Raw genomic sequence first — 11,872 nt, 5'->3', positions numbered from 1 at the left:
GCGAAAGCGTCTTAACGGGCATTGGTGCGTTCCTCATGCTCCGCGCGTATAGCCGCCGCGATCGGCATGGTCGAAATGAGGTCGGTGGGTTTGGGCAGCGACGCCGGCGTCTCGTCGATGCGATTCCACCAGCCGCCGCCGAGCGCCTGCATGAGCGCCGCCGTATCGGAAAAGCGCGCCGCCTGCGCCTGGACGCGATTGAGACGGGCGTTAAGCAGGGTCTGCGCGGCGTTAAGCACCGTCGGATAGGTCGTCGAGCCGGCGTCATACTGAGCTTGCGAAATGTTCAAGCTCTCGGCGGCGGCCTTTTCCGCCGCCACCTGCGAACGCAAGGTCTCCGCGTCATGCTTGATCGCCTGCAACGCGTTGGCGACATTCTGGAAGGCGTTAATCACCGTCGCGCGATATTGCGCTTCCGCCTGTTGGAGCGCGGCGAGCTTCGCCTCGCGCTGATGGAATAATCGGCCAGCGTCGAACGCCTGGCCGGAGAGCTGCGCCGCCAGACTGTAGACTGAGGTTTGAGGCCAGAACAATTGCGCGAAATTGGCTGCCTGACTTCCGCCATTGGCGGTCAGCGTGAGTTGCGGCAGCATATTGGCGGTGGCCACGCCCACATTGGCGCTCGCCTGATGCAATTGCGCCTCGGCCGAAAGAACGTCGGGACGCTGACGCACCAGATTGGACGGCAGGCTGAGCGGCAGATCGCGCGGCAGATGCAAATGCTCTATGTCGATCGCCTCTCCCTTATCGTCATTGGGAAAGCGGCCGAGATAGGCCATGAGCTGATTGCGCGTCTGCGCCCGGGCTTTTTCGAGCGGCGGGAGCGTCGCTTGCGCTTGGGCGACCAGCGCCTTCTCCGATACCACGTCGGCCGCGCTCACGGCGCCGAGCTCGAAGCGCTTCTGCAATATGTCGAGCTGCTTCTGATAGGCGGCGATGAGTTCGCGCGTGACTTTAATCTGCCACGCATAAGATGAATCGGTGATCGCGGCGGTCACGACATTGGCGGTGAGCGCGAGATAGGTCGCCTCGAGCTGGTATCGCTGATATTCCGAGGCGGCGAAATCGCCCTCGACGGTGCGCGCTGTTTTGCCGAAGACGTCGGGCGTAAAGGACACGGCGGCATTCGAATTGTGGAGCGTATAGATGAGCGCGACCGGTCCGCTCGACGAGGAGCTTGATCCACTCGACGAGGAGCTTGATCCGCTCGACGAGGAGCTTTGCCCCAAGCCGCCGAATTGCGCCGTCGTCATTTGCGTGCGCGACACGCTCTGTGACAGAGTGGCCGACGGCAAGAAGGAGGCGACATCGGATTCCGTGGTCTCGCGCGCCTGGCGAAGGGCAGCTTCCGCGGCCTCGATGTTTGGGTGATTTTCTACCGCCTCGGCCACGAGCGCCGAAATTTGCTTTGAGCGGAACAGCCGCCACCATTCGCCGGGCACGTCTCGCCCCGAGACGAGCCGTTGCGACGCGCCGCCTGCGGCGGCGGCGGATTGCGTGACCGGCGAGAACTTGCCCGATGTATAGCCCGCGTTCTCCGGCGTCGGAGGCCCGACAAAATCCGGACCAACCGCGCAACCTGGCAACGATAAGGCGCTCGCAATCGCGGCCGCCGCCGAAATGCCAAGACGCAGGAAACGCCATCCGCCGCGACCGGGCGGCTGAGACGTTTCGCCTCGCGCATTGATCTCGACCATAGCGGCGTCAGGACGACCCTGAGGCGTAAACGGCGGCATTAACAACCCTGTCTGAAAAACTGAACGGTTCAGTTCTGTCGGGTCATTATGTTGATGCGCTCAGCCCGAGTCAATGCTAAACTGAACCGTATAGTTCAGTTTGCTGACGGGAAAGGCGAACCGCCAATCGATCTGAATTCACGCCAAGATAACCTGATTTTGGGGTGCTCCTCTCGGCGAGAGCCGGTATCGTCCATTTTGGAATAATTCCGGGTCGGAGCGGACGAGGCGGAAAACGGAGTCGGCGGCGACGAACAACGACGGGAAGACCGAAATCATATGACGACGAGCGCACAGCCAGCTTCGGGAGTGGCGGAAGAGCCTGTCCAAGGCCGCAAGGAGACGCAAGTCCTCTCCGCGGCGCGCCTAGAGTTCCTGAAGCATGGATTTTCGGAAACGAGCATGGACGCCATCGCGCGCGCGGCCGGCGTTTCGAAGGCGACGCTCTACGCTTATTTCCCGAGCAAGGAGGCGCTGTTCAGTCATCTCGTTCAAAAAGAGTGCGACGAGAAATGTCGCGACATCCCCGCTCCCGATCTCGACGTCGGGCTGACGCCCGCGCTCGAAATGCTATGCCGGCACTTCGTCTCGCACTTTCTAACAAAGGAGTCCGCGGCCTTTTTCCAAACCGTCTCCAGCGAACGCTGGCGCTTTCCCGAACTGTGCCGCCTCTATTTCACCACCGGAAAGAAGACGGTGCTCGACTTTGTCGCCGGCTATCTCGACGAGGCGAAGAATAGAGGCCTGCTCCTGTTCGACGACGCGCAACTGGCCGCCGAACAATTGCTTAATCTCGCCGTCGCGGATCTTCCGATGCGCGTCGCGCTTGGCCTCGAACTGCGCAGCGAAGCGGAATATGAAAAGATGATGCAGTCGGGGATCGCGGTTTTCCTAAAGGCTTACGGCGCCTCGAACGCTTCCCTCGGTTGAAGCTCGCCAGATGGCGATAGCGCGCAAGGATCGCGCGCCTCCGCACCCGACACGATTACGAACCTGTGGCCCCCGCCTTCGCAGGCGATTTTTGAATACGCCCGAGTGAATGCAAGCTGCGCGAATTATGCAAGCATGAGCATGGGCGATTCGAATTCGGGGCCGCAACAATGAATGCCAATCGATCGAGTGAACCACGTTTCAACATCGTCATCTGGAAGGGCGCGAAGCAACTCGGAACGCTACGAGATCGCGACGCCAGCCGGGCCCGCAGCAATTTCAGCGGCGTTGTGGCGCGCTATAAAAATTCCACCGACATGCACCGGGTCGAACTTTACGACGGAGCGGACCTGATCGAGGTTTGGTCAAGCGAGGACGTACACGAGGCTTCTTCCGCAGAGAGGCCTGTCCCCGCCAGCGGACAAATTCATCGCGAGGGCGAGCCCGTCGGGCGGGTCAGTTCGATCCCCTGTCAGCTTGTGCCATCACGTTCGGCGAAAGCGTGAGAAAGTGAGAGGTTCTCACGTCTCTCACGCGCCGCCGTGCTTGCGCTTCGCGCATCCGCTCGCCGGCGATCTCGGCGAGGTCCACTCCTCCCTAATTGTTCCGGCGGGTTGCGTTGAATGACGGAACGCCGATGCTCGTCTGAGGCCTGCTTCTCGTGGTCGGCGTCGGCAAAGCAGGGCATCCGAAGCTGGCCACAATGCGACGATTCAAGCAGCCTTCGGAATGGCGGCCCGATACCGCCCGCGGCCGACCTTCACGAGCAGTCCCTCCTCGCACATACAGGATAGATAACACTGCGGCTGGCTGCGCCTTAAAACAATGGCTAGGTTGCTCTCCCTTGTACCTTCGTTCCTTCACGACGCTTCGCGGCGTTAGGTCGCGAGCTGCGTCGATTTGTTGGGGCATGATGTTCGCCTCAAAATGGCGGTCGGCCGCCATATCAACAGGGGCGATCGAGTTCAGCTTGAATTGCAGCGAGCTTGGTCGCCATTGCAGTCCGGCGCCCGGCGTTCAAAATCACGATTTCCCTGGTCGGATGGTGGTGCGAGGTCGGCTGTCCACAAATCCGCGCTCCGACGGCGTTCTCGGCGACAATGTCGTAATGTCGAAAGCACCAGGCCCTGGGAAGTCGCGTCCGAACAGGAGCTATCGCGCGGATCCCGATTCAATCCCCTGTTCGGATTGTTGGCACCGTCATTTCCATGTTAAAAGTCAGGACTGATTAAGGCAAAATCATCGTCACGCAAGAGAGTGTTGCAATGTCTGTGATTGTTGGAATTTCAATGCCACGATGCGGGCACCATTTTCTTGAAAGGCTTTTAGAAGCCGCCTACCACGGGAAATACGAATATTGCGATTTTTATGTCGCACAAGAATGCTGCAAAACTGTACCATGCATAAAAAACGCGTCGCTAATGGGCGACCACACGCGTGTCTTCTATCAGAAAAACCACGACTTGGATTTGACGCTGCCAAGGAAAATAAGCAGCGATTTGGCGCTGGTGCAATACCGAAATCCTCTGGAACAATCGATCGCAAATTTCGATAACTACACTCTTGTCTTCAAACATGAAAATTTTGCGCGATATTTGCCCCACTTCATGGCAGTAAACGCGTGGTATTATATCCGTTTTTTTCGAAAATGGATCCAGGAAACGCAGGAGAATGTATTCCTGCTCCAATATGAATATCTTGCCGCCCACCCGGTAGAATCGATTCAGAAAATAGCGGCGGCTATTTCCACGCCGATATCGGAGGCCAAGCTTGAAGAGCAACTGCCGAAAATATCCACAACACGCAACGCCGGACACGCCTTCGTTCGTCGCAACTACGCAAGCCATCGGTTTTTCGACCAAGATATTTTTGCCGCAACGGAACATATAATATTCAGCAATTGCGACGGACTCGATTATGATCCGATTTTCGAACAGGCGCCTGATCAAGACACGTTGATCTTGATGCAGGTTTTGTTGGCCAGCGAAATGGAGAAAGACAACGGCGTTGAAAGAGCCCGTTTGCTCAGACACGCGCTTGAAATCCGTCCTGATCTGCCAAACGTCGCCAACCTGCTTGCATCCACCCTTTTGTCCCTTGGCGAGAGCGAACAGGCTTTACGAGCGAGCGAGCAGGCAATTGCCTTGGACCCGCTACATCCCGATCTCTTGGCTATTCGCGGGAGCACCGCATTCGCGATGGGCGATTATGGCTGCGCGGAAGAGTTCCTGAGCGCTGCAGAGTCTGCAGGAGGCGGAACCGTGCCATACGCCGAGCTATTGCAGCGGGTGAGAGAGCTTCAGACCCCCAAATGGCGCAAGTCGGCGACGACCGAAGAGATCGACAGCTACTTTAAGACTGAATCGCACCGAAAGCACAGATATCTTGGCCAGTTGAATCCGTCATTTCAACAAGCGCTCGCCAATTACCACGCCGCGGTCGAACAAAAAGATTGCTTATTTAACCATACGATCGATTTTGGAAGCGGACGCGTCCTCGCCGGCGCGTGGGATTTGCGTGGCCATGAACAGGCCTATTTCGGCAACTTTGATTTTGCCAGGAAACGCGTTCTCGAAGCGCGGCCGGCCAGCGGCTTTCTGTCGGCTTATCTCGCGTCGAGCGGCGCCAACCTCGTCGTGCTAGATTTGCCGATCGGGCGTGGCCCCGAGTTGGTGCCGTTCCGAGGTCTCGACCTGACGGAACAGAGATTTGCTGGAACAAAGTCCGCAGCTGCAATGCGCAATAGCTGGTGGTTCACGAAACGCGCGCTCGGTTTCAACGCCAGCGTGGTCTATGCGGATATTTATGAACCTCCAGGCGATATTGGTCGCTTCGATGTGACCGTTTTTGGCGCGATCCTCCTTCACTTGTCGAACCCGTTCCTGGCGTTGCAGAGGCTCGCCGCCTTAACCGACAACACCATTATTGTCACCGATGTGGTCAGCGGACCCAGCTTGCGCGAATTGCCTGCTGCAGGAGGCGCAAACAATGGGGTCAACATGCTCTTTGCGCCGAGCCCGTTACCGAACGGCCTCGTCCACTGGTGGTCGCTGTCGCCTGAAGCAATTTCATTCATGCTTGAGAAGCTCGGTTTTCCGCACGCGACCATCACTCGGCATTCGCCAAAAATGATGGCTTCTCGTCCGCCTCTGTTCACGGTCGTCGCGCACCGCAACGCGCCGGTTGGACGCCATGCGCCATTCTCGGCGAATGGGGAGGTTGCCATGCGCGGAATTCATGAAGAAGCGTCCAAGGCCGAAGAGCCCCCGCCAGCGCGGCGTTTTCGATTCTGGCAGGGGCTGCAGGACCTTTTCCGTTTCCTCACTCGCCGGCTTCGCCCATAAAGGATAATTGGCGTCCGTGCGGTCGCGCATCGGCATGAGAATGCCGGACCGATCGACCGACTGCGCGCAATGAATAGTATTAGTCGCCATTGCAGTCCGGCGCCCGGCTTTCAAAATCACGATTTCCCTGGTCGGAAGACGGGCCAAGGTCGGCCATCCACAACTCCACGCGCCGGCGGCGGTGTCCGCGACAATGTGGTCACGTCAAACGCCGCCAAGCCGTGAGAAGTTGCGTTCGAACAGGACCATAGGTCGGATCCCGATTCAATCCCTGTCTGGAGTGTTGACAGCGTCATGTCAATGTTAAAAATCGGGACCGGATACGGCCGATTCACATTCGAGAAAGAGAGTTGTGCCATGTCCGTGATTGTTGGGATTTCAATGCCCCGATCGGGGCACCATTTTCTCGAAAGGCTTTTGAGAGCTGCGTACCACGACAAATACGAATATTGCGAGTTTTATCTCACAAATGAATGCTGCAAGACTGTTCCATGCAAAAAACACGCATCGCTAATCGGCGAGCATACGCGCTTCTTCTATCAGAAAAACCACGACTTGGATTTGACGCTGCCAAGGAAAATAAACAGCGATTTGGCGCTTGTGCAGTACCGAAATCCTCTGGAACAATCGATCGCAAATTTCGATAACTATACTCTTGTCTTCAAACATGAAAATTTCGCGCGATACATGCCTCACTTCTTAGCGGTAAACGCTTGGTATTATATCCATTTTTTCAAAAATGGATCCAAGAACCGCAGCAGAACGCTTTCCTGCTAAAATATAAAGATCTTTCCGCCCATCCGCTAGAATCCGTTCAGAGAATCGCAGCGGCGATTGCCACGCCGATGTCAGAGGCCCAGCTTGAAGAGCAACTACCGAAAATTGCCGCGACACGAACCGCTGGATATGCCTTTTTTCCTCGTCACTGCCCAAGCCATCGGTTTTTTGACCAAGATATTTTTGCCGCAACAGAACGTATTATGTTCAACAATTGCGCCGGACTCGATTATGAGCCGATTTTCAATCAGCCGCCTGATCGAGATGCGTTGACCTTGATGCAGGTTTTGTTGGCCAGCGAGACGGAGAAAGGCGACAACATTGAAAGAGTGCGTTTGCTGGGACGCGCGCTTGAAATTCGTCCTGATCTGCCAAATGTCGCCAACCGGCTTGCGATGAGCCTTTTGTCCCTGGGCCAGAATGAAGAAGCTTTGCGGGCGAGCAAACCGGCAATCGCCTTGGACCCGCTGCATCCCGATCTCTTGGCGATTCGCGGCAGAATCGCGCTCGCTTGAGAAGCTCGGTTTTCCGCATGCGACCGTCACTCGGCATTCGCCAAAAATGATGGCGTCTCGACCGCCTCTGTTCACGGTCGTCGCGCGCCGCGATGCGCCGGTTGGAGCCGCGTAGCTATTTTTTCGATGAACGACGAGGGCGGCGCGCGTGCGCGGCGCCTCGGAAATAGTTGCGAAACACTTTGCCGCAGAAGCTCCGCTACACTTCGTGGCGACGAGGGGCGTTCTTGGATAAGGGAGCATGGCGATGCTTCGAAGAATTGCTCTTATTTCCGCACTGGCCGCGACGCTCATCATCCCCGGAGAAGCTCTCGCTTGGGGACATGGCGGCTTCGGCGGCGGCCATTTCGGCGGCTTTGGCGGCGGCCATTTCGGCGGCTGGGGCGGCGGCCACTTTGGCGGTTGGGGCGGCGGCCACTTTGGCGGTTGGGGCGGCGGTCGTTTCGGCGGTTGGGGCGGCGGCTGGGGTCGCTGGGGCGGCTATGGCTGGCGGCGCCCGGGATGGGGATATGGCGGATGGGGTTACCGTCGCTATTTTTACCGCCCGGCGTTCTACGGCGGCTATGGCTACGGCTGTTATCGCCCGGTCTGGACCGGATGGGGGCGGACCTGGGTGAATGTCTGCGGCTATCCCGGCTGGGGCTACGGCGCCTGGGGTTGGTAGAAACGCCACGGCTTAGCCCGGCGCCCCATCAAAACGCCCCGACGTTCCGCGGGGTCGGGGCGTAACCTACGCAAACGACGCGCTTGCGCTTCTTCTTGAGGACTCGCGACGCCGACGGCGGCCTGCGAGACTGACGGGCGTTACGCGCGCGTCAGCGCCCCACTGTCCGCTCCTTGACGGCGGATATTCTCTAAACCCCGCGCAATGACGCGAAGAAGCTCGGCTTCTCATTCTTGCCGAGTTCAGCGCTCATTTCTTACCCTCGCGCAATGCGACGATTTCGGAGCTGATTGATATGCGTCACCCTGCCCGGCCTCTGTTTCTCTCCTTCGCGCTCGCTTGCTGCTTCGCGACCGCGGCGCCGGCGTTCGCCGCGCCGGTCGTGCGATCGCTCGCGTCCGACGCGCGCATCGAGCTTGCGAGCGGCGGCAATCAGCGCTGCTGGATCGTGGATACGCCATGGGGACCGCAGCGGCGCTGTCGCGGCGGCGGCTGGGGCGGTTATGGCGGCGACCACGGTTATCGGGAGCGAGGCGACCATGGCGAATTCGAGAACCGGGGCGGCTGGGGCGGCGTCTATGGCGGCTGGAACGGCGGTTATGGCGCCGGGCACGGCGATTGAAACGATCGGCGGTTAGCACGCTTATCCTACCGCCCGAAATTCGACGGCCTCCAATGCGCTCTCGCCAAATGTCGTCCCGCCCCTCTCCTCGCGTGCGCTATCGCCACTGGATTTTCAAGCTGCCCCTCGCGCGGAACTACCGCGGCATGGTGGTCGGCCGCACGATCCTCTTCAAGGGCGACGAGTCGGAAGTTTCAAAGACGCTCTTTCGGCATGAACTGATTCATCAGGAGCAGATCGACCGGCACGGCGTCGCGCGCTTCTATTTCATCTATCTGCGCGATTATCTTACAAACCTATCGCGCTGCCGCGATCACGACGCCGCCTACCGCAACATTCCGTTTGAGAAAGAAGCGTTCGAATGCGAGAACGAAGGCGGAAAAAATGATGATCGACAGAACTGATCGTCTGACATGAATTCCTGTTGATTGGCTTGATCGACCTGTCGTTACTGACGGGCCGGAAGGCGCTGGCCCCGCCTGTTCGCCCTTGCAAAACCTGGCGGATTTGGTTTTGCCCGCGTCCTTGTGAGAGCTCCTCAGCGTATCATTTGCGCAACAGTCAAGCGTAAAAATACGCAAGAAAAAGATTTTGCGGCTTATTTCTCAACAGCTTCAATGTAATTGAAAAATATTCCAATGTGCTGTTCAAGCTGTTGACGAAGGGTTTTCACGGTAATACTCAATCAAAAATTTGGTCGAACTCCGGTGGCGGCCGACTCATTTCCTTGCCCTGAGGCCTTTCGTGACCGGGTCGATCTCGCACAAAACGAAATGGAACCGCGTCCGAGCCAGCGTTTTTCTGATCGCCGCTTTTCTCTCCACCGATCCTTTGGCCTATGCACAGCAGGCGCTCCCCAGGATCGATGTTGGCGGAAAGAAAAAGACCGTCTCACATGCCTCAACGCCGCGCGCAACGCACGCGGTCAATGCCGCGCCCTCATCCGCGCCGCCTGCGCCATCGCCCGAGCCCGCGCCCTTTGTGCCCGCCGGACAGACGCTGGGCGGCGGGCCGAGCGGCGTCGTGGGCTATGTGGCGCATGGCACGTCGACGGCGACGAAGACCAACACGCCCATCCTTGATATCCCGCAGTCCGTTACGATCCTCACCAAGCAACAGCTGGAGGATCGTGGCTCCTTGAGCATTCAGCAGGCGCTCACTTACGTGCCGGGCGTGACGGTCACCGGAGGCGAAGGCAACAAGGACGCGATCACCATCCGCGGCCAGAGCACGTCGGCCGACTTTTTCAGGGACGGCGTGCGCGACGACGCGGAATATTACCGCGATCTATACAACATCAAGGCGGTCGAGGTGCTCAAGGGACCAAGCGCCCTGATCTTCGGCCGCGGCGGCGGCGGCGGCATCGTCAACCGGGTGACCAAGAAGGCGGATGGCGAGACGATCCGTGACATCCAGACGAGTTTCGGCAGTTTCGGCCGCAAGCGCGTAACCATTGATTTCGGGCAGGCGGTTTCCGACACGCTCGCGGTCCGCCTGAATGCGCTCTATGAAAATTCATACGGCTTCCGCAATTTCTTTCAGCTCGAGCGCTATGGCGTAAATCCAACAATCACTTGGAAGCCGCAGCAGAACACGTTCATTACGTTTAGCTACGAGCATTTCCGCGACTGGCGCACCAATGACCGCGGCATTCCCTCGGTCGGCCTCGGGTCCTATCTCGAGGGATTCCCCAATGGTCTGGCGAGTTCCTATCCCGGATATCCGTCCTTCGCGCCGAGTTACAGGTTTTTCGGCGACGCAAATCCCGAAGCGAAGAAGAACAATTATTCGAAGGCGGACGTCAATTGGGTCGACCTGTATTTCGACCACAAGACCGATTTCGGACTCGAAATCCGCAATCACACCGTCTACGCGACTTATCAAAAGCGTTACGCCAACACCTTCCCCGGCGAGAATGTCCTTTTATTCGAAGGCCCGCCGGGCGGGCAGATGGAGATAGAGGGTTATCTCCACAACACGCCGCGTCGGAACGTCTTCAACCAGACGGACCTCATCTACCGCTGGCAGATGACTCCCGAGATCAAGCACACGTTGCTGGTCGGCGCCGAAGTCGGAAATCAGAGATCCGCGAGCGAGCGCAATCTCTCCTGCTTCGGCGCGCCGGAAAACAATTTCGTCATCAATTGTGATGGCGGCGCGGTTGCGGTCGACGCGCCCTTCCTGGCGCCGACGATTTACTATCCAATGATCTACGGCGACGGGCGCGAGCGCCGTTACACAAATCTCATGCTGGCGTCGGGCTATGTTCAGGACCAGATCGCGATCACCAAACATATCGATGTGCTCGCGGGCGTTCGGTTCGATCGTTTTGACCTGAACTTCCGCGGCGCCGATCTTCCGCTGCCCCCTGGCGCGGACCCCGCCGGCCAGGCCGCCGAACAGGCGGAAGGCGAAATCGTCGATACGATCAATCAGACCATTCGAAACGTCACCAACAAATGGTCACCGCGGCTCGGTCTTGTCGTCAAGCCGAACGATGACTTGTCGTTCTATGGCGCTTATTCGCGCTCCTTCCTGCCTGCTTCCAGCGACCAGTTCGTCGTTCTGACGCCCTCGCTTGCGGCGCTTGCGCCCCAGGGCTTCCAGAATTTCGAAGTCGGCATGAAATATCAGATCACCCCGCTGCTTCTGTTCACTGCGGCGATCTATCAGCTCAACCGAACCAATCAGCCGATTACGGTCAACGCCTTCAACGCCGTCGCCGCCAATACAAGGACAAGGGGCGGAGAAATTTCGCTCGTCGGATATGTCACCGATCAGTGGCAGGCCTCGCTCGGCTATGGTCTCCAGTCCGGCCGCGTATTAAGCGCGAACGCCTTTCCCGATTCCGCGGACCCGTTCCTCGTCTATCCGGGAAAAGTGACGCCGAACGTCCCTCGCGACACATTTTCGTTTTGGAACAAATATGACGTGTCGTCGCTCTTCGAGGCTCGACCGGGCGCTCTCGGATTAGGCGCGGGCGTGATCTACAATGCAAAATTCTACCCCGCGATCGACAATGCGGTCTTGGTGCCCGGCTACGCCCGGGTAGATGGGGCGGTGTTTTGGAAGATCACCGATACGACCTCCGCCCAGCTCAATGTCGAGAACCTTCTCGGCGCACGCTATTATGCGGCGGCGACCAACAACAATAACATCATGCCCGGCGCGCCGCGCTCCGCTTTCGTGACCTTGAATGCGAAGTTTTGATTAACGGGTTGGCGAGTGCGCTACCACTCGCTGTAGCGGCGCTTGCGAGCGGCGTCGACCGGGCGGAAGAAGAG

The 11,872-nt window shown here is 58.3% G+C and carries 10 protein-coding genes; 8 read left to right on the top strand and 2 right to left on the bottom strand.

All coding sequences use genetic code 11. The features are described from left to right. Nucleotides 1-11 precede the first annotated feature (11 nt). Complete coding sequence (locus U1E20_RS03910) at nt 12-1,697, bottom strand: efflux transporter outer membrane subunit (protein ID WP_409979277.1); 1,686 nt, start codon at nt 1,695-1,697, stop codon at nt 12-14. Between the two features lie 318 nt (nt 1,698-2,015). Between U1E20_RS03910 and U1E20_RS03905 the strand changes: the two genes are divergently transcribed. The 3 genes from U1E20_RS03905 to U1E20_RS03895 all read left to right on the top strand — a co-directional run bounded on the left by U1E20_RS03905 (nt 2,016) and on the right by U1E20_RS03895 (nt 6,010). Beyond that, nucleotides 2,016-2,666 carry a TetR/AcrR family transcriptional regulator gene (locus tag U1E20_RS03905; protein WP_409979276.1) on the top strand — a complete coding sequence of 217 codons (651 nt, stop codon included), beginning with the start codon at nt 2,016-2,018 and terminating at the stop codon, nt 2,664-2,666. Nucleotides 2,667-2,836: 170 nt separating this feature from the next. Further along, complete coding sequence (locus U1E20_RS03900) at nt 2,837-3,172, top strand: hypothetical protein (RefSeq protein ID WP_409979275.1); 336 nt, start codon at nt 2,837-2,839, stop codon at nt 3,170-3,172. Nucleotides 3,173-3,931: 759 nt separating this feature from the next. Further along, nucleotides 3,932-6,010, top strand: a complete 2,079-nt coding sequence (locus U1E20_RS03895; protein ID WP_409979274.1) for a hypothetical protein — start codon at nt 3,932-3,934, stop codon at nt 6,008-6,010. A 510-nt stretch (nt 6,011-6,520) separates the two neighbouring features. On the opposite strand, the gene U1E20_RS03890 is transcribed toward U1E20_RS03895, so the two are convergent. Further along, nucleotides 6,521-6,679: a hypothetical protein gene (locus tag U1E20_RS03890; RefSeq protein WP_409979273.1), complete on the bottom strand. Its 159-nt coding sequence runs from the start codon at nt 6,677-6,679 to the stop codon at nt 6,521-6,523. A 44-nt stretch (nt 6,680-6,723) separates the two neighbouring features. Here U1E20_RS03890 and U1E20_RS03885 point away from each other — a divergent pair, with 44 nt between their 5' ends. The 5 genes from U1E20_RS03885 (at nt 6,724) to U1E20_RS03865 (ending at nt 11,798) form a co-directional block, all read left to right on the top strand. Continuing rightward, on the top strand, nt 6,724-7,302 hold the full coding sequence (locus U1E20_RS03885) for a tetratricopeptide repeat protein (RefSeq protein WP_409979272.1): 579 nt from the start codon (nt 6,724-6,726) through the stop codon (nt 7,300-7,302). A 247-nt stretch (nt 7,303-7,549) separates the two neighbouring features. After that, entirely contained in the window at nt 7,550-7,966 is a 417-nt protein-coding gene (locus U1E20_RS03880; protein WP_409979271.1) for a hypothetical protein, read from the top strand. A 295-nt stretch (nt 7,967-8,261) separates the two neighbouring features. After that, nucleotides 8,262-8,588, top strand: coding sequence for a hypothetical protein (locus U1E20_RS03875; protein ID WP_409979270.1), 327 nt, complete (start codon nt 8,262-8,264; stop codon nt 8,586-8,588). Between the two features lie 68 nt (nt 8,589-8,656). Next, the gene (locus U1E20_RS03870) at nt 8,657-8,992 is read left to right on the top strand and encodes a hypothetical protein (RefSeq protein WP_409979269.1); all 336 of its coding nucleotides are present in this window, start codon (nt 8,657-8,659) and stop codon (nt 8,990-8,992) included. A gap of 340 nt (nt 8,993-9,332) precedes the next feature. Continuing rightward, on the top strand, nt 9,333-11,798 hold the full coding sequence (locus tag U1E20_RS03865) for a TonB-dependent receptor (RefSeq protein ID WP_409979268.1): 2,466 nt from the start codon (nt 9,333-9,335) through the stop codon (nt 11,796-11,798). The last annotated feature ends 74 nt before the right edge of the window (nt 11,799-11,872 follow it).

Origin of the sequence: Methylocystis sp. (genome assembly GCF_046349115.1) — a bacterium.
GTDB lineage: Bacteria > Pseudomonadota > Alphaproteobacteria > Rhizobiales > Beijerinckiaceae > Methylocystis.
The sequence above is the reverse complement of the archived record's forward strand: the minus strand, read 5'-3'. Positions and strand labels throughout refer to the sequence as shown.